Annotated in this window: 14 protein-coding genes and 1 CRISPR repeat array; all 14 genes read left to right on the forward strand. The window is 37.3% G+C overall.

The genetic code is table 11. The features are described 5' to 3' along the window. Positions 1 to 460 precede the first annotated feature (460 nt). The 14 genes from E6X37_RS06820 (at position 461) to purB (ending at position 21,032) form a co-directional block, all read left to right on the forward strand. Complete coding sequence (locus E6X37_RS06820) at positions 461 to 1,609, forward strand: glycoside hydrolase family 3 N-terminal domain-containing protein (protein WP_008714589.1); 1,149 nt, start codon at positions 461 to 463, stop codon at positions 1,607 to 1,609. Positions 1,610 to 2,052: 443 nt separating this feature from the next. Continuing rightward, positions 2,053 to 3,117, forward strand: coding sequence for an ATP-binding protein (locus E6X37_RS06825; RefSeq protein ID WP_118091177.1), 1,065 nt, complete (start codon positions 2,053 to 2,055; stop codon positions 3,115 to 3,117). A 291-nt stretch (positions 3,118 to 3,408) separates the two neighbouring features. Beyond that, positions 3,409 to 4,275 (forward strand): sigma-70 family RNA polymerase sigma factor, encoded by an 867-nt coding sequence (locus E6X37_RS06830; RefSeq protein WP_118091178.1) that lies wholly within the window; start codon positions 3,409 to 3,411, stop codon positions 4,273 to 4,275. 319 nt (positions 4,276 to 4,594) lie between these two features. Further along, on the forward strand, positions 4,595 to 5,203 hold the full coding sequence (locus tag E6X37_RS06835; protein ID WP_004694448.1) for a hypothetical protein: 609 nt from the start codon (positions 4,595 to 4,597) through the stop codon (positions 5,201 to 5,203). 3,044 nt (positions 5,204 to 8,247) lie between these two features. Beyond that, the gene (gene cas10, locus E6X37_RS06840; RefSeq protein ID WP_118091179.1) at positions 8,248 to 10,797 is read left to right on the forward strand and encodes a type III-A CRISPR-associated protein Cas10/Csm1; all 2,550 of its coding nucleotides are present in this window, start codon (positions 8,248 to 8,250) and stop codon (positions 10,795 to 10,797) included. Between the two features lie 10 nt (positions 10,798 to 10,807). Beyond that, the gene (gene csm2, locus E6X37_RS06845) at positions 10,808 to 11,308 is read left to right on the forward strand and encodes a type III-A CRISPR-associated protein Csm2 (protein ID WP_118091180.1); all 501 of its coding nucleotides are present in this window, start codon (positions 10,808 to 10,810) and stop codon (positions 11,306 to 11,308) included. Between the two features lie 15 nt (positions 11,309 to 11,323). Continuing rightward, positions 11,324 to 12,007 (forward strand): type III-A CRISPR-associated RAMP protein Csm3, encoded by a 684-nt coding sequence (gene csm3, locus E6X37_RS06850; protein WP_316689707.1) that lies wholly within the window; start codon positions 11,324 to 11,326, stop codon positions 12,005 to 12,007. Between the two features lie 9 nt (positions 12,008 to 12,016). Continuing rightward, positions 12,017 to 13,015 (forward strand): type III-A CRISPR-associated RAMP protein Csm4, encoded by a 999-nt coding sequence (csm4, locus tag E6X37_RS06855; RefSeq protein WP_105087285.1) that lies wholly within the window; start codon positions 12,017 to 12,019, stop codon positions 13,013 to 13,015. Continuing rightward, positions 13,008 to 14,198, forward strand: coding sequence for a type III-A CRISPR-associated RAMP protein Csm5 (gene csm5 / locus E6X37_RS06860; protein WP_118091181.1), 1,191 nt, complete (start codon positions 13,008 to 13,010; stop codon positions 14,196 to 14,198). Before csm4 ends, csm5 begins: the two co-directional genes overlap by 8 nt. Then, a complete protein-coding gene (gene cas6, locus E6X37_RS06865; protein WP_118091182.1) occupies positions 14,188 to 14,958 on the forward strand; it encodes a CRISPR system precrRNA processing endoribonuclease RAMP protein Cas6 in 771 nt (256 codons plus the stop codon). Before csm5 ends, cas6 begins: the two co-directional genes overlap by 11 nt. Continuing rightward, a complete protein-coding gene (gene csm6, locus E6X37_RS06870; RefSeq protein WP_118091183.1) occupies positions 14,955 to 16,274 on the forward strand; it encodes a type III-A CRISPR-associated CARF protein Csm6 in 1,320 nt (439 codons plus the stop codon). Before cas6 ends, csm6 begins: the two co-directional genes overlap by 4 nt. A gap of 97 nt (positions 16,275 to 16,371) precedes the next feature. Beyond that, positions 16,372 to 17,367: a CRISPR-associated endonuclease Cas1 gene (gene cas1, locus E6X37_RS06875; protein WP_008714629.1), complete on the forward strand. Its 996-nt coding sequence runs from the start codon at positions 16,372 to 16,374 to the stop codon at positions 17,365 to 17,367. A gap of 1 nt (position 17,368) precedes the next feature. Then, positions 17,369 to 17,644: a CRISPR-associated endonuclease Cas2 gene (gene cas2, locus E6X37_RS06880; protein WP_008714631.1), complete on the forward strand. Its 276-nt coding sequence runs from the start codon at positions 17,369 to 17,371 to the stop codon at positions 17,642 to 17,644. 317 nt (positions 17,645 to 17,961) lie between these two features. Beyond that, a CRISPR array of direct repeats spans positions 17,962 to 18,779; the repeat unit is 35 nt; unit sequence GTTAAATTAAATAATCCCCTAATGGGGACGGAAAC. A 909-nt stretch (positions 18,780 to 19,688) separates the two neighbouring features. After that, positions 19,689 to 21,032 carry an adenylosuccinate lyase gene (purB, locus tag E6X37_RS06885; RefSeq protein WP_118091184.1) on the forward strand — a complete coding sequence of 448 codons (1,344 nt, stop codon included), beginning with the start codon at positions 19,689 to 19,691 and terminating at the stop codon, positions 21,030 to 21,032. The last annotated feature ends 518 nt before the right edge of the window (positions 21,033 to 21,550 follow it).

Consider the following 21,550-nt stretch of genomic DNA (forward strand, 5'->3'; position numbering starts at 1 on the left):
AGGTTAGTATTGACGATGTGCTAGTAAAGAAAGAAAAATTTAAAGGTTAATAATAGTCGATTACTCAAACAGCAGGCTGTTATAAAGTAATCAAATGCCTATACACTCATAGTAGCGTTAGCTATTTAGGGTATACAACATAAAATGAAATCCTACGGGTCATGAGTGACTTGATACTCACGTAGCCTTTTGTTACAGTGCGGTCACTTTTTAAACGATTCGTAGGATTTTTTTATATAATTATTCAAAATTCACATATTTTTACTGTATAACTTTATTATAATAATCCAGTATAAAAAAAATTATTTTATTATGAGGAAAAGATGAATCATTTAGTGTATAATATAAAAATATACTGTACGGATCAAGAGGGGACTTATGGGTGTTGCATTGGGAGAGCAACATAGAAAGCCCATAATATTCATAATATTGCGTAAGCATTAAGGAGCTTTTAGGAGAGATGAACCAGTTTTTTCGGCGGGTCCTGAGTGGCCTTGCCTTACTAGTTGCTGTCGTTGGTACAACTGGATGCCAACATGAGAGTCAGGCAGAACAAGAAACGGTACGAACCGTATCGTACCGTGCCGTCCTGGAGTCCAACAAACCCGTGTCTGAAAAGGTGGACACTTGGATTGCGGCCATGTCTCAAGAGGATAAGGTAGGGCAGCTGATGATGATCAGCCTTCATGGCAGTACGATAGGACAATCCCAAAAGGATGTAATTCGAAAATACCGTGTCAGTGGCGTTATGCTAACGAATGAAAACCTTATTAATAAGAACCAAGTGAAAACTTTCACCAGCGATATTATGCAAACGGCGATAACCTCTAGCATGGTGACACCCTATATTGCGGTGCATCGTGATCGCATATTGCATGGGAATGAAAGCTTCTTGCGGTTGCCGAAGCCCAATCGATGGGGGCAATTGCCTATGGATCGTATCATTAATTTGGCCACGCGATCTGCTATTGAAATGCGGGATATGGGCTTTAACTTGGTTATTGGGCCTAATGCTAACCTTGGCGTACCGAATATGTCCTATACATCTGACCCCACGTGGGCAGGTCACATAAACCTTGCCATGGTGGAGCGTTACCAAATTAATCATATGTGGTCTGCTTATAACTACTTTCCGGCAGTGACCTTAGGGGATGCATCCTTTGGATCTGCTAATGAGGCGAAAGCGTATCTCAGCAATAATGATGTAGCCGTCTTTAAACGGCTCATTGCACAGACGACGGCGAATAGCTATATGCTTGTGATGAGCCACATTCAGATTCCCGCTATCGATAACGAACACTTGGCGAGTTCCTCTAAGCCGATTATAGACGGTTGGCTTCGCAAGGAGCTCGGCTATAAGGGTATCGTTATGACGGACCGTATCGATGTGGGTGCGTTGCAATCCAACCAAAAGATAGGCGATTACGCTGTGGCCTCTATTTTAGCGGGCAGTGATCTCATTCTTGTTGATGCGGATACGATTCATATCGATGAAGTCCATCGTGCGCTGACGCAAGCGGTGGCGGATGGAACGATTACGACGGAGCGCCTCAATGAATCGGTTAAGCGCATCTTATTGATGAAAATGCAAACGCAAATTGATCCATAAGATATTTAAGAATATCAGATTTTGTAATCAGAAATTTACGAATTAGATATTTACAAGTTAGAAATTTACCATTAATAGACTTAGTATAAGAAAATTCAGTAATAATTTAATATACTTAACATGCAAATGACGTGCTATACCTTTTAGGTAGCACGTCATTTTTAAACTATATAGTTTAAAATCTATAGGTTAATGTGTATAGCTTATAATGTATAACTTATATAACCACGCCTTATAGGATATATTGATATCAAAGGTATATGAAAATAAAGTGATCAAAAGACCTTTTATGATGGTAAGGCAACACGTATCGCATGAAAGCTCTAATTTGATGAGTAAAAAAATTAACATAATAAAAAGCTATGTTAACTATATGAAAAAAAGTTTAATAATGATTTAAAATTATGATATAATAATTTCCGTAAATAGTTGGAGGTGAGTATATGAATTTTGTGGGACGTGCTGAAATTATAGAGCGTATCCAGTCCCGAATTGCAATGGGCCAAATGAGTTTATGTGTTGTATATGGTCCTCATCGCAGTGGTAAATCCTATGTGGCTTCGCAACTTGTACGCCGTCATAAGGCGATATATTTGGCGGGGCGCATGGCCAATGAATCAGTCCATGTAGCTGATATAAATAGAGCTCTTGAGGCACGTTTTGTTCCTGCTAATGCTCAAGATACATTCGAGCCTGTAGAGAGTTTGCAGCAGGCCTTTGTGAGGCTTTTTGAAAGCAGTGTGAAAACACCTCAGACTGTGGTGATTGACGATTATCCATCCTTGGTGGAAGCAGTTCCTCAGTTTCCCATTCACTTGCGCGATTTGTTAGATACCTACAAAGATACGAGCCGTTTGAACATCATTTTGATGGCTAATGGTCTGGAACAGCTCGATGGCCGCATCATTGGCGATCGCAGCCTCATTGGGCCTTTCGTGTCCGAATATCTTGAGGTGAAACCATTTTCCTTGGTTGATATGAAATCCTTGGGACTTCACTATGCAAAGGATGATTTGCGCACCGTCTTTGCCGTAACTGGTGGGTTACCTGCCTATGTGCAATACTTTGATAATGGTGAAAGCATCGATACGAATATTATTAACTTGTTCTTCTCAGTAACGGGAGCTCTCTTTGAAGAAACACAATATATTTTGCATCGAGATATGAAAAATATAACCGGTGCCAATGCTATTTTAACGGGTCTTGCTAGCTTGGAAAGACCGTACTACGTGGAGCTTTTACAAGAAAGCCAAATTAAAAGCGGTACCTTTACATCCCGTTTGAACGATCTCATGTCTATGGGGCTCGTAGGTCGTATTCAGGCAAGTAGCCGTGGGAACGCAAAGTACGCGGATTACCATTTCACGAACAGTATGTTCCATTTCTGGTATCGCTATGTATATAAATACTGGGGCGATATCGTGCGCGGTTATGGCGCTGATGTATATTATAATCATGTAAAACCGCAGCTAAATGACTTTGTCCAAGCCGCGTGTATTGCGATTTAATCAGACAATCTCAGATTGAATACTACTATCTAAAGATTGAATACTATTACTCAATGATAGTATATTTCCTCTAAAAAATGACACCACATTATGTATGTGGTGTCATTTTTGGTAATTATCTATTTTCAGCAATTACCCTTTGAATCGCATAGGTACGGTGTACTATGGATAGAAATTAAGGTTCAAATATAACAGAATATAGGGAAATTCCAAGGAATTGCTGATTTGTCAAAACACTCTTTCCGCGGTATTGTGTACATAAGCGCTATGCCATGGCAGGAAAGGGGATTTATGTTATACACAAACGAAGAACCTTTAGTACAAAGAACATGTATTAAAACTGCGAACTTACAACATGACAACTATCAGTCAGAAACGTTAGAAACACAGGCATTATCATCTCATTCTTTACTATCAAAAGCTAATGAGTCTAAGGAAAGTATTCCAGAGGAATTGAAATTACAAACCCTCGTCTGTGGGCATCAAGTTTTATCGTCCTTGTCGGACAAGAGCCTCGTGTCCATCTGTCAAAAGCCGAATATGCGGATTCAGACGGTAGGGTATCAGCCGTGGTCCGCTGATGAGCTTCGTCATGATGCGGCACAAATCGAGCTTTGTCGCAGGTATCGACCGCTCATCTTGCACTATACGAATCGCATGGGAAACCGCGAGTTCTGCGAGGACGTAGAGAGCTATCTCTGGGCCATCCTCATAGAATCGATTTATAGCTTTGATTTGAACGGGGCCGTACCGTTCCCAGGCTTTGTGAAAGCTGGCATCATGTACGGTTACATGCGGTACTGGAAACGTGAACGATTGCGTTATCGCCGTGAAATTCACATCCCAGATCGCACCACCGATGATGGAGAAGTCGCTTTTGGCATGGATATTTTCGCATCTGGCGAAAATGTGGCGGATATGGTGATGAGTGCCGATGAAGAGCATAGACTGCGAGCGCGCCTTGTGTGGGCTTTAGGTAGACTATCGCCTGACCAACGAGACCTACTGCGCCGTGTCTACGGTGAGTGCCAAAGCTTGGTATCGGTTAGTGAAGAACTGAACTGCAGTCGCCAAGCCATCCAACGGCGCCACGAACGAGCCATTCGGAAGCTGCGCAGGTATTTGAGTACGGACTTTACAGACTTGCGTGTGCATTAGTTATTATAATTTAATTTCTTATTTATATTCTATATATTGCATATTTCTTTTAATCTCGATTAACAAATATACATAAAATATGCAATTCTCAATTTAAATGAGAAAATAATGACACATCAAGGTATATATAACTTTTACAAGATCATAAAGTCATTAAATATACGTAAATTTCTATAGTTTTGTATATATATTTACAAATTATACAGGCTGATATACAATTAAGTCAGCAGCAGATTAAAGCATGCTAATCTGCTTTCACAGAACACGTGTTCATTGTATTGTTGAAAGGAATGTTCCTGATTAGATTGGAGAGGATTCCATGGCAATAGATGATAAACTAACAGATTTGATGGCCGCTCGGCTATCTAAGGGAGAAGACTTGGATTTGATCTATACGAATCCAAAGAATCACATTGTTTGTTTTATTCCTACCTATCAACCTAGTGGTGGAGACAGTACGAAGTGTTATTTTGTGGATGGACGCGAAGAAATGGTTCATTTGCCGATGCGCACGATTACGCGAGAGCTGGCGATGCAGGAAGGGCTGAGACCCAATTACATCATGACCAGCGATGGTCGACGCAGCAGCTATACCGCACCTAAGACCTATGGTCCGCATCTAACCTTTGCTCATATTAAATGTCGCCGCCCTATCGGCAAGGACGTGGTGTACGGCCTCTTTAACGTGGCTATACCTTATGAATATATCGTTACGGAAGGTCCGGAACCCGATACGAGCTATATTCATGTGGCGGACTTTGCACCGATCTTGGTGTACCAATCCCCGCGTCATGTTAAACACAAACTGAATGAAGCGATGTTAGAACACTGCAACTACGTGCGAAAAATGCTAGCCCGCATCAAACTTAGCCAAAACCCTCAAGTCGTGGCCGAACTATTTATCGCCTGGAGAGACCTAACGAGATAATTCGTTGGACGGTGAAAGTAGAAATAGGAGGGTGGAGAGAAATTTGGAAAAGGAGGATAGGCGTATAAGAAAATAAATGAAACTGCGGGAGCAGATGAATTATTAAAAATGAGTTACATATGGCACCTCAATAGAGCTACCTTATATAAGGTAGCTCTATTTTCATATATTTTTCATTAATGCTAGTGATGTGCTATAATAGACCTAGATTTAATCTTTGGAAAAATAAATCTGCGCCGTTGTGATAGTGGCGCGGTTAAACGACATTATTTTAGCTCGGTAAAGTGCCTTTCGGAGTGGATTTACAATCTCCGCCGTTTTTGGTATTTTAGAACCAGTAAATATCTGTTGTTTCGAAGACAGGGTTAAATTAAATAATCCCCTGATGGGGACGGAAACGCTTTTTAATAAAAATTATTGAAAGGCTAGGCGGACTATCAAGTTAAATTAAATAATCCCCTGATGGGGACGGAAACCTAGATACTATCTGTTATTTAGACATTTTCTTTAAGAGTAGGTTAAATTAAATAATCCCCTGATGGGGACGGAAACACTTTATACAGGTGATTAACCTTGATACACCGCCTAACCACTAGTTAAATTAAATAATCCCCTGATGGGGACGGAAACATTACTCTTTTTCTTCAAGCTGTCATGGTACGCTTCCTTCCAGTTAAATTAAATAATCCCCTGATGGGGACGGAAACCTTGTATCGATTGTTTTCTTGATAGTTGCCATAATGTTCACCATGTTAAATTAAATAATCCCCTGATGGGGACGGAAACCAGCATAGAGTTTGCATACTAACCCATTATCGGATACTGCTTGGTTAAATTAAATAATCCCCTGATGGGGACGGAAACATTATACTCTTATAATTAGTAATATCAGCTAATTTCTTAATTGTTAAATTAAATAATCCCCTGATGGGGACGGAAACAGTTGGCGCTTTTAAAACTCACTTGTTTATTTATTTACTAAAAGTTAAATTAAATAATCCCCTGATGGGGACGGAAACTTATTCGTAAATATGAGTTGCAATAACTTGATTGTTGTTGTCGTTAAATTAAATAATCCCCTGATGGGGACGGAAACTTAAAACTACCGTGTTTGCGTTCAAAGCAGTAGCCTTTTAAGTTAAATTAAATAATCCCCTGATGGGGACGGAAACGGGGCTTTGGTTTATGTAGACTCGGAAGGGCGAATTATGGAGTTAAATTAAATAATCCCCTGATAGGGACGGAAACGGGGCTTTGGTTTATGTAGACTCGGAAGGGCGAATTATGGAGTTAAATTAAATAATCCCCTGATAGGGACGGAAACCAGCTTGGAATAATTTAATTAAAAGGTCTTTTTCGTTTTGTTGTTAAATTAAATAATCCCCTGATGGGGACGGAAATTCTTTCATGGAGTTTTTACCAACTTTCCAACCATTGCTTTCGGTTAAACTAAATAATCCCCTGATGGGGACGGAAACGAATGCTTCTAATAAACAATTCAAAGAATGGTTACAAGAAAAGTTAAATTAAATGATCCCCATTAGGGGACGGAAACATTAACATAGAATTTTGAGCCTTCATTTCTGCTAGATTTTGTTAAATTAAATGATCCCCATTAGGGGACGGAAACTAATAATCCAAGCGGTTACGCATACATACACGACGGCATTCCGGTTAAATTAAATAATCCCCATTAGGGGACGGAAACATAATAATACTCTTTTAAATTAACGCATATGTAGGTCTATATCGTTAAATTAAATAATCCCCATTAGGGGACGGAAACTCTACCGCGTTGCGGTGCTTATAACTAATCGGTACGTTTATTGTTAAATTAAATAATCCCCATTAGGGGACGGAAACATCCATTGTATCAAATTAACGTATATACAGATATAAACATATAGTTAAATTAAATAATCCCCATTAGGGGACGGAAACCTTCTCTAGTCAATGTGGTTCAACCCCTTAATGTAATTCATATGTTAAATTAAATGATCCCCTGATGGGGACGGAAACTAAATTAATAAGGCTTTTAGCAAACATCACCATTTTATCTTTAGTTAAATTAAATGATCCTCTGATGGGGACGGAAACTAATCATCTGCTTTGAAATTCATATCTATTAGCAACCTTAGTTGGTTAAATTAAATGATCCCCATTAGGGGACGGAAACTTTAGCATATCTTGGTATCCATGCGCCATGCGGTTATTTTGAGTTAAATTAAATAATCCCCTGATGGGGACGAAAACTCTAATTCAGATGAATTAATTTTGATTGATTCTCCCATGCATTGTTAAATTAAATAATCCCCATTAGGGGACGGAAACGTTATCTGGATCCCAAATAGCACCATCTTCTGCAAAGGCAACTCGTTAAATTAAATAATCCCTATTAGGGGACGGAAACAATTGGTCGTCAAGGTCGCACCCCATATCATAGGCTAATGAGTTAAATTAAATGATCCCCTGATGGGGACGGAAACCAATTAACATATAGCCCATTATTCCTCGTCCTCCTCAAGTTAAATTAAATAATCCCCTGGTGGAGACGGAAACTGCTAAAATAGCCATAAACATTTCATTTTGTGTTTGCATAGCGGTTAAACTAAATAATCCCCTGATGGGAACGGAAACTTACGTTCCATACAGTATTGTTTAATGTCAGAGATAGTTGGTTTGTTAAATTAAATGATCCCCATTAGGGGACGGAAATCACAAAGCTTCAGTGTAGATACTAGCGAAAACTAAGCGAGGGTGGTTAAATTAAATAATCCCCTGATGGGGACGGAAACAATTTATTGCTTTCTTTTCTTAGATTTTCCACCTCGCTTTGTAGTTAAATTAAATAATCCCCTTACGGGGCCGGTTCTTATGTCAAAAACTCATATAAGTACAAAAATATAGCCAGTATATTCTTTTTAGTGAATATACTGGTTTTTTTGTATAAATCGGATGGTTTTTCTATTGGTTTTAAACAGAAATGAATATATAATGAAGTCAATAGGTTTTTTATTTCTTATGTAGAGTTTGGAGGCGATGTGATGGGTAAATGGGATGCACTGGTAAAGGGTGCATTGCTTCATGATATCGGCAAAGTCGTGTATCGAGCTAATCAGGGAACCGATGCACATTCTAAGCGCGGCGCTGCTTTCATTGAGCCCTATTTTTCCGATATGGGCTTAAAGCAAAGTATTACTCATTGTTTGAAGTATCATCACGGGAAAGAGCTTAGTGCAGTTCAACTAAAAAATGATGATTATGCATACATTGTGTACGAAGCGGATAATATTGCTGCAGCTGTAGATCGTCGAGATCTTGAGGAAGGTGAAAATACCTCTACACAGAAGTTTGATAAAGAGTTAGCGCTTCAATCAATCTTCCGTGTATTTGGCGGTAAAACTAGTACTCAACCCTTACAGTATTATCTACGTGGCATTGATGTGTCGGACCATTTTAATTATCCTGAAAGTGATAAAACTATATGTGCATCAAGTGATAAATATAAGGCACTATATGATGTGTTAGTACAGAACTTTCAGCAACAACCAATAGATAAGATGTCCGTTAATGAGTTGTTGAGAATTTATGAAGACACTGTGTCCTATATGCCATCTAGTACGGCAACAGATCAAGCCAATGATATCTCTTTGTATATGCACTCAAAGATAACAGCAGCTGTGGCACATAGTATGGTGCATTATTTTGAGGAGCAAGGTATTACTGATTATAAAGAATACTGTTATCAGAATTCTAAAAAGTTTCGCGAAATGCCAGCGTTTCGATTAATATCTGGAGATATTTCTGGCATTCAGAATTTTATTTATACGATTCCGTCTAAAGGTGCATTGAAATCATTACGTGGTCGCTCATTCTATTTAGAAATTTTGATGGAACAAATTGTAGATGAGCTATTAGATGCATTGCAGTTAACTCGGGCAAATCTTATTTACAATGGTGGCGGTCATTTTTATGTATTGGCTCCTAATACAACAAAAACTTGTACTGCTATTGAATCTATGGAAAAATCTATTAACGAATGGTTCTTAACCGTATTTGGTACTAAATTGTATTTAGCACTTGGTTCTGCTACAGCAACAGCTGCCGAGTTAATTCAATCGCAACGTACATTATTCCGCAAGGTGAGCCAATCTGTTGGTGAGGCTAAGGCTAAACGATATTCTGAACAACACCTAACAGATCTATTTAATCCAAATAGTACGTATAATACAGTTCTTCATGGTGAGCGAGAATGTTCCATTTGCCATACTTCAACAGCAATACTATCGCCTTATGGTAAGGATACCGATGCTGAGGCTTGTCCAATTTGTAATGGCTTGTATCGCTTAGGGGAACAGATTGTTGACAGTCGAGATACGGTCTTTGTATTAGCTAGCCCTAATACGAGTGATGATAGTGAAAGTATCCCTAAGGTTGAAGTATATGTTAATAATTTGAATAGTGATGCGGATAATTTGAAGTTATATCTTTATGTGGTCCCTGAAGCATCATTACAGAAGTTTGAATCTAGTCATGAGATTTTTAGAATATACTCTAAGAATACAGCTAAAACTGGACATAATGTATTCAATCGTATTTGGTTAGCGGATTATGTAGCACGCAAGGATAATGGTCAAGTTTATGAATTTGAAGAACTTGCCGCATCTAGTGGCTTAGGGGATGATAAAGGTATTAAGCGACTTGGTGTATTGCGAGCAGACGTAGATAACCTTGGTGCTGCCTTTATCGGAGGCTTTATTTCTGAGGGCTCTGATAAATTTAAATATGGTACTTTATCACGATATGCTGACTTATCTCGTGATTTGGCAATGTTCTTTAAGGTTGCCGTTAATAAAATGGCTCAAGGTGATGTGCAAGGTTTTGGTAGATCTGTTACACCATTTACTATTTGGGCTAATAAAAAAGTTACGACTAGAAAAATTCACGTTATTTATTCCGGTGGTGACGATGTATTCCTTGTTGGTGCATGGGACGAATTGTTAGAATTAGCAATTGATATTCGTGAAAAACTGGCAGAGGTTACAGATAATAAAATTACTATGTCTGCTGGATTAGCCTTATTTTCTCCATCCTATCCAATAAGCCAAATGGCAGCGATTACGGGCCTACTTGAAAGTGTTGCTAAAGACAATGATGGCAAAGATAGTATTGCCTTGTTTGGGTTTGAAACAAATTCAAATGGTGAAGAGCGTATATGTCGTCATGTGTATAAGTGGGAGGAGCTCATTGATAATGTAATAGAAGACAAACTTTATACACTAGATCAATTGTTTGTTATTCCGGGGATTAATGAGGCTCAACCATCAAAACTGAAATTAGGGAAAGGTTTAGTTTATAAGTTGATGGACTTATTACAAGGAATTTTAAATGATAGAGTACAGGGGAAGCATATTAATGTAGCTCGTATTCTTTATTTATTAGCCCGTTTAGAACCTAAGAAACATGATCCTGCGTATGGATCATATAAAAATTTTGTTACAGCAATTCATACTTGGATTCAAACAGAAGCAGATTGTAAAGCATTATTAACAGCTTGCAACCTCATTGTTTACTATATGCGTGAGACGAAGTGAGGACAACTATATGGCACAAGATACATTTAATTGGAGTTTAGACCTTGTTAAGGTGGCTGAGGCCGTTATTAATAAGTTAGATAAGAATAAAAGCGGTAGTGCTTTTTTATTAAAATATGCACAATTACGTAAAATTTTATCTAGTGTAGTAGCAATTAAAAATAAACTGAGTGTTGCTCAACGAAGAAGCAAAGCTTTTGATAAGTTACCTGATGATATTGCAATGGATGTACGTTTTTTAAAAACTACACTTTTGTATCAAGCTGGTCGTATTGAAGAGTCTGTTGGTCGTGGTAAAAAAGTTTATCCAGTAAAGCAATTGATTGATATTAGTAAGCTTTTAAATATGATTGAAGATATTGGCACAGATGTTAAGCGTTTTGATTTACTATGTAAATATGTAGAGGCTTTAGTAGCATTCTATAAATATCGTTCTGTAGAGTTATCTCAATCACCAGAACCGGCATTTAATACTAATCAAAATAATCGTCCATCATTTGGTAACCGATAATAGGAGGAGCTTAACATGGAGAGCAATGATAAATTAAAATCTTTACGTGGTAAATTACTAATTACAGGTACTATTAAACTAGAAACGGGTATGCATATTGGGGCTAGTAATGATTTTGCACCTATTGGCTCTGTTGATACACCATTCATTCGTGATGTAGTTACTCAAGAGCCAATTATTCCTGGTAGTTCTATTAAAGGCAAATTACGTACCCTACTAGCTAAAAGTCATTGTAACGATTATATAATGAATGATATTAAAGAGGATAAAGAAGAAATTAAACGTTTATTTGGCTCCGTAAATCCTGTAAAACCAGCTCGTTTACAGTTTTATGATTTATTTATCACAGATGAAACTCGTCAACTGTTTGCTAATATAGAGACAGATACTTATATGGGTGAAATCAAGTTTGAAAACACTATTAATCGTGTTGATGGTAGTGCTAACCCTCGTCAAATTGAACGTGTTCCAGCAGGTACTGTATTTACATTTAAAGTTGCATATAACATTGAAAATGAAGCCGAAGTTACTGAAGATATGAAGATTTTACAAGAAGGTCTTGCATTACTAGGTATCGACTATTTGGGTGGTCATGGGTCTCGCGGCTACGGTCGTGTAAATATTTCTATTGATGATGTGAAGCCAGCAGGTAATAGTGCTATTAATACGCAGGATTTATTAGATATATTAAGAAAGTAGGTTGTTATTATGAACTACTATCTATATCCATTGCGTTTTCTTACACCGGTACATTTCGGGGATACCTCAGAAGGCGGTAGTTTAGAAACTATTTCTCTTACATTAGGCTCTGATGCACTATTTGGTGCATGTTGTCATGAAATCTGCCATGATACAGGTTTATTACAATCTTTTATCGACTCTGTAAAAGATCAACATATTGTACTATCTAGTTTGTTTCCGTACTGCATAGATAATGGGGAATATCAATTGTATGTACCTACACCTATCATGCAAATTGATTCAAAAGAGCTGCCTATTACAAGTTTCGCAGAGACAAAACGTGTAGCGACAGAGCAAAAGAAGATTAAGAAGATTGAGTATATCCGAGCATCACAGCTACAAAATTTTAGTCAGTATATAGAGGCCGATATTTCACAAAAATATATGCCTACCTTTGGTGCTAAACAAACATCTGCGCAGGTAAATATGCGTGGAGAAATGAGCCGACCATATTATGTGGGCAACTATCAATTCATGTCACATACGGGGTTATACTTTATTGCTGGTTTTAATGACGATGCAAGCCGGGAGTTATTTGAAGGCATATTTGAAGTTTTAGGACTATCTGGTATTGGTGGTAAACGCAGTGGTGGTTATGGGAAATTTGAGTTAGCTGACAATCCTATTAAACTAGAAGTTCAAGATATCTATAAAGATATTTCTGCTTTATATGCGTTGATTCATAATAAGCAAGGAAACATGATGTGCATTAGTGCCTGTGTTCCGACTAGTGATGAAGTGGCTACTTTAAAACAAGGTTCCTATAAATTACAAAAGCGTGGAGGCTTTGTAGGGGCTGCTGGAACTACGACTCAAGTAAAACGTAATTCCTATTATGTTGTTAAGGAAGGCTCTGTTTGTCCAAAAGCATTAGTAGGACAAATGCTTACTATTACGGGGGATACTTTACCTCATCCTGTATATCGTAATGGTATGGGCTTATGGATTGGGGTGGATTATGAGTAATCGTATAAATCATGCACAACTATCGCTCACTATTGTGAGTCCTACCAATATTGGTGGCCCTGAAAAGCTAACGACTAAGGACTATATGTACAATTACGATGCTGGTGAAGTATATCTTCTTAATAACTACGAGTGGTTTCGCTTTTTAGCACGTCATAATAAATTAGCAGAGTTTGAAGCATATATGCAGGATGAGATGGTGAGACCAAATGGTCGAACTATGTATGATTGGGCTAAAAATGCTATTGGTGCATCTCAATTAACAAAAGATACATTAGGTTCTGCTATTGGCTCTATTATGAAATCATCGATATATAATAAAGGGCGTAAAAACTCATTGAATGATATTACGCCTCAGATTCGTGGAGCCAATGGGGATGTTTATATCCCTGGTAGTTCTATTAAAGGTGTTATTGATAGTGCTATTGTTTCACATATACTCCGTAGAGATGCCAGGTTTAGAGCTACAGCGCAACAAAAACTAAAGGAAATTTTACAGAAATATAGAGATTTCCAATATGATAAGAAGCGTTGTAAACGTGAAATCGGTTCTGTATTACGAGAAGTGAACAAGTTGATTGATCGTAATATACAAGTACTATTCAGGAATTCAGAAAAGAGAGTTAATGGTATTTTAGCTAGTGCTTTTCGAGGTGTTTCTGTTTCTGATGCCATGCCTATGGGTGCGATTCAAACAGAGGTACTAAAGAAAGAGGACTCTTGTATTGATGAAGATGGCACTCACGCTATTTCGGTACATCGTGAGTGCATTTTACCAAATCAGAAGTTCTCCTTTACAGTAACTCTTGATACGGCTATGACTAAAGAAATAGGGATTACTAGTATCGATCAAGTGTTAGATATTTTACAGGAAGATTTTGATGCTACTCATAAGTTATTAGCCTCTAAATTTAAGAAAGTAAGTCCATCTATTTTTAAAGCTCTAGAGCCAGCTAATGCTTATATTGGCAGTAATACAGGCTTTGTTCAAAAAACTATTATTATGGCTGCTTTCACAGATGATGAAAAAACAGGAATTGATATTATTAAAGCCATTTTAGATGTAAATTTTCAAAAGGCTAAACATAATAGTAAGGATAAATTTATGGCACCACGTGCGATTAAATTAGTGAAGTGGAATGGCAATTATTATGAGATGGGAGGCATTCATATTGGCAGATAATGTTGAAATTATGGCCATTGAGTTAGGAATAACAGCAGACCCATCGATTAAAATTGTGCAGTCCATAGGTAGCGTGCTACATGGCGTCTTAATGGAGTTAGTGGGAACAGAATACGCAGGTCAGTTGCATGAAACGGGCCTGCGTCCTTATAGCCAATATATCTATTTTGATAAAGAAAAAGGTCAATATGTTTGGCGCCTTTCTGCTGTAACAGCAGAGGCTGTTGAGCGTATATTGCGACCAGCACTAAATATGCCTGAAAAGATTTTTTTGAAACAAAAACGAGGGCATATTTATATTCAAGATAGAACCATTTTAGAGGAAACCTCTTATGAAGCATTAATGGCTAAGTTTTGGAGTGGTGAAGCAGAATATGCGCAGGCTAAATTGCGGTGTGTGACTACAACAAGCTTTAAAGTAGATCAACAATATACAATCTTCCCTGAAGCCTTTCGTATCTATCGCTATTTATTGCGTCAATGGAACCAGTTCACTACGTTTGAAATGATGGACTCTGAAGATTTATTAGCTGCACTTGAATCAGCTGCTTTCATTCGCGACTATAATTTGCGAATGGGCATGTATGGTTTAGAAGGGGTTAAAATCCGTGGTTTCCGTGGAGAGATTGTTATGCAATTTAAGCGAAATTTAGTGATGCAACGCATCTTATCTCTATTGACCTACTATAGCCAATTCACAGGGCTTGGAATTAAGACCGCATTAGGTATGGGTGGCGTACAAAGTGAGGTAGTACAATGAGAATTCTCTATACCCCAGTAGGGGATACAGATCCTATTCGTGGTTGCTATGATGGGGGGATGCTTCATATTGTGAGGCATTATAATCCAGATATGGCAATCCTCGTATTGAGTAAGGAGATGGAGCAAAAGGAAGCATCTGACAGTCGATTTTCTAAGGCTTTAAAACATGTGAAAGCTGATTTAGATATCAAGCTTATATGTACCGGTCTTGAAGATGTACATCGTATTGATACTTTACAACCGTTTGTTGACCATTTCTATGAGATGCTTTCAGAGTATCCTGATGCAGAGATATTGATAAATTTAAGCTCTGGTACACCTCAAATGAAGTTAATTATGTCTTATCTCAGCGTAGAGCATGATGCGGTACGAGGTATACAAGTCGATAGTCCTCAAGGTGGCTCTAATCGTTCTGAGCCAGCAGTTAATGATGACGAAGATATTGAAATCGTTATTGAAAATAACTTTGATGATCAAGAAGACACTGAAAATCGATGCCATGAACCTCAGATGGGATATATTAAGCGTAATAATCTTAAACAATCTCTCCATACTCTTATTAATAGCTATAAATATAAAGAGGCTATAAGTCTTTATGAGCATTATAAAAAAACATTTACCGATGAATTAGATAACGATATTTTAGCATTACTTGAACATGGAAAGTTGCGATTAGAGTTAGAATATAAATTAGCTTTAGAGAAAATCAATAGGGTAGGTGACTTATCGTTAAAATCTGTATTTACTGATTGGAAACGGATAAAATTACATGAGTTTTTAATGCTTATGGAGGTTCGTTTAAAACAGGGGCAGATTGAAGACTTTATTTTAAAAATTACTCCTTTTATGTATGAGTTAATGTTGTACTATTTTTCCACGACGTATCATGTGAAGTGGGATGAATTTGAAAAATGGACTCCTGGAGGCCCTCGTACTGATATGGTAAGTTTTAAGGAAAAACACCCACAGCTTTATTCGTCATGGTATGCACATACTAAAACACCACAATTTAATGAGATTCAACTCTCATTGAATCATATGTTACATATGTTAGAGGATCAGCCAAATGTTAATCCTTTATTGTTAAAGCAGTTAAATGATATTCGTCATATCGAAAGAAAAATACGTAATAAAATTGCTCATGAAGTTGTTGTGTTGACAGAAGTAGAAATTTGTAAGTCTGTTAGTATTAAATCTTTGCAGTCTTTTTTAGAGTTAATTCAAACTGTATTTTCAACTATAATGAATCCATCAAAACAAAATGAATTAATCTACGACACCATCAATACATATGTATTAGAACAAATTCAATAGTGTGAAAACTCATTAAACTGAATAATTTCATAGATTATCATCTTTAGACCCAAATTGATTCCTTAGCGTATTCATTTGTATAAAAGGAGGCGACTATATGTCATCCTTATATGTTACAGAAGCAGGATCGTTTATCAAGCGTGACGGTGGTCATGTTGTAGTTGGTCGTAATAATGAGGTATTGTTCGAGGTTCCTTTAGAGCGAATCGAAGATATTACTGTCTTTGACTCAGTATCTATAACAAGCTCATTGGTAACTGATTTTATTGAACGTGGCGTACCGATTACATGGCTATCTGGTTATGGCAAGTATTTTGGTACTATAATCAATACGAATACTATTGACATTAACAAACATAAGAAGCAATTTGATCTGTTAGATGATAATGCATTTAGAGTGGCTATGTCACGTAAAATTATTCGGGCAAAGGTGCGTAATCAGCTGACTATTCTTCGTCGCTACGCACGCAACTTGGAAGAGGATATTAATATAGATGTACAGATCGCGAATATTAAATCTGTACGTAGTCATATTGGTGAATGTATGCGTGTATCTGAACTCATGGGCTATGAAGGGCTGATAAGTCGTCTTTATTTTGAAGCACTCGGTAAAATTGTGCCATCTGCCTTTGCTTTTACAAAACGTACAAAACAACCGCCTCGAGATCCGTTTAATGCCATGCTCGGATTAGGTTACAGCATGCTGTTTAATGAAATCTTAGCTGGTGTTATTAATGCAGGTCTCCATCCATTTGTAGGAGTCATGCATAGCCTAGCTAAAGGTCATCCAGCCCTCGCATCTGACTTAATTGAAGAATGGCGGGCGCCAATTATAGATTCTATGGTGCTATCTATGGTGAGCCGTAATATGGTAGATTTATCCGAATTTGATAATTCTGATAAAGGTTGCTACCTGACAGCAGAGGGGCGTAAGGCATTTCTAATGGCCTATAATAAGAAAATTCGTTCTGAAAATCAATATATTGATGATCGTAAAAGCTATCGTGAATCTATCTATAAACAGTGCAAGCAATTTGCTAGTGCAATTATACACGAAGATGTAGATTTGTATACGCCATTGGAGATTCACTGATATGAAAAAGTTTATCGTCCTAGTTATCTATGATGTGGTGGATAATAAAACGCGTAACCGTCTTGTTAAATGCCTGGAACGTTATGGCGTTCGTGTCCAAAAGTCTGCGTTTGAAGCATTGCTTAATAGGAAACAATATGATGCTATGATGCGGCGAGCTAGTAAGATGATTAATCCTATAGAGGACTCCTTACGAGTCTATGTCCTTGATGACATTATAAATATCTATACTTGGGGTATTGGAGAACGTAAGGAACAAGACTGTATCGTACTTTAAATATAAATAGTTACTCTCGATTAATACTGTTACGATGTAGAGGTGTAATTAATAATAATAGAATCATTAATATTGGTAAAAGTATTTCAAGACTTGATGTTTTATATTGATGATTCTATTATTGTATTATCTATTTTCTTATATGATATAATGGGTCTAGAATTTAACTTCTGATAAATTAAATCTGCGCCGTTGTGATAGTGGTGCGGTTTAACGGCGTTATTTTAGCTTGCTAAAGTGCCTTTTAGGATCAATTTGCAATCTCCGCCGGTTTTTGCATTTTAGAACCAGTAAATATCTGTTGTTTCAAAGACAGGGTTAAATTAAATAATCCCCTAATGGGGACGGAAACTTTTCATCCACGTTACAAGTATAGAGTTTATCCACTAAAGGTAGGTTAAATTAAATAATCCCCTAATGGGGACGGAAACAATTCCTCCATTATTAAAAATAACCAATTATGAGAATTACGAACGTTAAATTAAATAATCCCCTAATGGGGACGGAAACTCGTGGATAATGGAGCCTCTTCGTAGCGGCAGGCTTTTCCTGTTAAATTAAATAATCCCCTAATGGGGACGGAAACGATTTGGAGATTTTGGACTCTTTCACTGCACTTTCATAACCAAGTTAAATTAAATAATCCCCTAATGGGGACGGAAACCTACCCAATTTGGATTACTATTAATCTAGTCAACCCTTGTCTTGTTAAATTAAATAATCCCCTAATGGGGACGGAAACGCTACATCTGATACTGTGTAAACTAAACTTTCAACCTCTTTCATGTTAAATTAAATAATCCCCTAATGGGGACGGAAACTGAATTTATTTTATAGGAGAGTATTATAAAATATTTGTTATTCAATGTTAAATTAAATGATCCCCTGATGGGGACGGAAACAGAATAGCAATAACTGCAACTATGTTTTTTACATTTATTAAAGTTAAATTAAATGATCCCCTGATGGGGACGGAAACTCAGCTGCAGTCTTGGGAATCATAAAGTGCATTCCGTTTACATGTTAAATTAAATAATCCCCATTAGGGGACGGAAACATGGATCCAATAATCCATATGGACGCCGCCCATTTTAAAGCAGGTTAAATTAAATAATCCCCTGATGGGGACGGAAACCCACCATAAGGGTGAGCAACATATACAAGTCTCTTTTTCATTTTGTTAAATTAAATAATCCCCCTGATGAGGACGGAAACATAATTACGTTAGGTTTGGTACGTAATTACGTGCTTGATTAGTTAAATTAAATAATCCCCTATGGGGACGGAAACTGTCAAGCGTCATGAATAGCATTTTTTCAAAGCCGTTGGTGAGGTTAAATTAAATGATCCCCTGATGGGGACGGAAACTTCCATGGATTATAAGTGTATACATGAGCCGTACCATCTGTATGTTAAATTAAATAATCCTCATTAGGGGTCGGAAACGAATTGGCTTGTAGCATTTTATTAGTGATGATGTTATTGTCAAAGTTAAATTAAATAACCCCTTTTAGGGGACCGAAAGGCACTACCTTATTATTGTAGGTAGTGCCTTATGTATAATCTAAGGGTTTAATTGTTTTGTATTATAAATACTTAAGGTTTTGTTACTTTCTCTCTTAAAATGAGGGGTGGATTATTGAAATAAAATAAGTGATATTTATAATATATTAAGTAATTATATTTATTATTTAGTGTGTATAAGATTGGGGAGCTTTCAAAGGATAAATATCATTTGCTATTTCCTAAGATTTCATTATTTTCGAGATGCGCTCGATGTTACGACTCGTCTGACTATCTTTTAATATTATAGAGATAAAGGTATATCATCAAATTAAGATGAATATGTACAATTGTATTAGATTAGTATTCTTAAACGGATTTATTTTGAGTACTGACAATTAAATTTAATAATGAGATGTATAATAAAGTATAGTGATTCAATCAACATAATTTGTATTAGGTATACTCTTGGCAAACCGCATATATGAATGTGTATGGTGTGCAATTCGATGATGTAGTTGGAGAATAGGAGGAGCATATTATGGCAAGCACAGTAATTGATAGTAAAGTGTTTGGTGCATTATTTAGTACTGATGAAATGAGACGTGTATTTAGCGATCTAAATCTTGTACAGAAATGGTTAGATACCGAGACAGCTCTTGCACAGGCGCAAGGTGAGCTTGGTGTAATTCCTAAAACTCAAGCTGAAGACATCGTTAAGTATGCTGATGCTAAGGCTCTTAATATTGACGAGATTGGCGAGTTCTATAAATCCTCTATTACCATTGTTCCTTTGTTGAAAGCTTTCAAAGAAATCCTGCCAGATAATGCAGGCGAATATGTCCATTGGGGAGCCACAAGCCAAGATATTGTTGATACAGGTCTTATCTTGCAAGAGAAAGAGGCATACCAAATTATCTTACGAGATATGAAAGTGTGCCAACAACATGTACTCAATCTTGTAAAAAAATATAAAGATACCATTATGTGTGGTCGTACTCATGTTATTCATGCGTTGCCGATTACATTAGGTTATAAAGTCGCTGTATGGGCCGATGAATTGGGGCGCGATATTCAACGGTTAGAAGAGATTGAAAAACGTGTATTTGTGGGGCAAATGTCTGGTGCGGTTGGTACATTAGCATCACAACCAGAAAAAGGCTTAGAAACACAACAACGCATGATGGAAATTTTGGGGCTCGGTCAACCGACCATCTCATGGCATGTTGCTCGAGATAGCCAAGCAGAGTTTGCTAGTACACTAGCTTTATGTGCCGGTACATTAGGCCGCATTGCTCATGAGATTTTAAGCTTACAACGTACCGAAATTCTTGAGTTAGAAGAACCGTTCTTCATGGGTAAAGTTGGTTCCTCTACTATGCCACATAAACGTAATCCTCAAGTATTAGAAAACATTATCGCTGTTTGTCGTAGCGTACGTACCATTGCTCCTGGTATTGCAGAAGCTATGATTTGTGAAAATGAACGCGATTGGGGATGCTTATTAACAGAATGGGAATCCATCCCAAGAGCCTGTGAATTATTGGCTGCTGCTTTAGAAAAATCTAAAGACGTATTAGAAAATCTTATTGTATATCCAAAACATATGGAACAAAACCTATACAAACTACGTGGCTTGATGATGAGCGAATGTATCATGATGCATTTGGCACCTCGTTTGGGGCGTATGACAGCACATTCCATTGTTTACCGTACATGTATGAAAGCCTATGAAGAAGAAGCACAAATGAAAGATGCCTTGATGGCTGAACCAGAGGTTACGGAAGCCTTTACAGAAGCAGAAATCGACTATATGTTGGACCCTCATAACTACCTTGGTCTAGCCGTTCAATTTGCAGATCGAGTACTACAAAAATATAAATAAATCACTATCCTATGAATACTAAAAAGCCCGTCCTAAGACGGGCTTTCCTTATATATTTATCTGTATATTTCTATTATTCGTTCCTTATTGTATCGTATATCAGTTCGCTCTATAATAGGTTTAGGATAGTTAGACGAGGTTGGGCCTCTCTTCGTCATTGAAGGGAGGGATAAGCCTATGAGTGATTATGAAATAATCATGCTCTTATTACAGGTAATAACGGTTGTTATTGCCTTTGAGGCATTAATAGCGCTTATTTGTCTCACAAAAGACAAATAGCCCTCCGTTGCCTAGTGTAACTAGATAACTGAAAGGCCATTTCCTAATCTTTTTTCAATTTCGAGATGCGCCTGACGTTACGACTCGTCTGACTATCTTCTTATATTATAGTAAGGTTATTATATATCGTCAAATTATGATGAACACGTGTATGGTATACAGTTTGATGATGGTATTGTAAAATGAGAAAACTCCTATTGGCTTTCACCGATAGGAGTTTTTGGTTTTATAATTGTAAT

The organism is Veillonella parvula (assembly GCF_032550495.1).
Classification (GTDB): Bacteria; Bacillota; Negativicutes; order Veillonellales; family Veillonellaceae; genus Veillonella; species Veillonella parvula_G.

What these genes read in the sequence shown, in the direction of transcription:
- E6X37_RS06820 (WP_008714589.1), top strand. Translation starts at nt 461, where the DNA reads ATGAACCAGTTTTTTCGGCGGGTCCTGAGTGGCCTTGCCTTACTAGTT.
- E6X37_RS06825 (WP_118091177.1), top strand. Translation starts at nt 2,053, where the DNA reads ATGAATTTTGTGGGACGTGCTGAAATTATAGAGCGTATCCAGTCCCGA.
- E6X37_RS06830 (WP_118091178.1), top strand. Translation starts at nt 3,409, where the DNA reads ATGTTATACACAAACGAAGAACCTTTAGTACAAAGAACATGTATTAAA.
- E6X37_RS06835 (WP_004694448.1), top strand. Translation starts at nt 4,595, where the DNA reads ATGGCAATAGATGATAAACTAACAGATTTGATGGCCGCTCGGCTATCT.
- cas10 (WP_118091179.1), top strand. Translation starts at nt 8,248, where the DNA reads ATGGGTAAATGGGATGCACTGGTAAAGGGTGCATTGCTTCATGATATC.
- csm2 (WP_118091180.1), top strand. Translation starts at nt 10,808, where the DNA reads ATGGCACAAGATACATTTAATTGGAGTTTAGACCTTGTTAAGGTGGCT.
- csm3 (WP_316689707.1), top strand. Translation starts at nt 11,324, where the DNA reads ATGGAGAGCAATGATAAATTAAAATCTTTACGTGGTAAATTACTAATT.
- csm4 (WP_105087285.1), top strand. Translation starts at nt 12,017, where the DNA reads ATGAACTACTATCTATATCCATTGCGTTTTCTTACACCGGTACATTTC.
- csm5 (WP_118091181.1), top strand. Translation starts at nt 13,008, where the DNA reads ATGAGTAATCGTATAAATCATGCACAACTATCGCTCACTATTGTGAGT.
- csm6 (WP_118091183.1), top strand. Translation starts at nt 14,955, where the DNA reads ATGAGAATTCTCTATACCCCAGTAGGGGATACAGATCCTATTCGTGGT.
- cas1 (WP_008714629.1), top strand. Translation starts at nt 16,372, where the DNA reads ATGTCATCCTTATATGTTACAGAAGCAGGATCGTTTATCAAGCGTGAC.
- cas2 (WP_008714631.1), top strand. Translation starts at nt 17,369, where the DNA reads ATGAAAAAGTTTATCGTCCTAGTTATCTATGATGTGGTGGATAATAAA.
- purB (WP_118091184.1), top strand. Translation starts at nt 19,689, where the DNA reads ATGGCAAGCACAGTAATTGATAGTAAAGTGTTTGGTGCATTATTTAGT.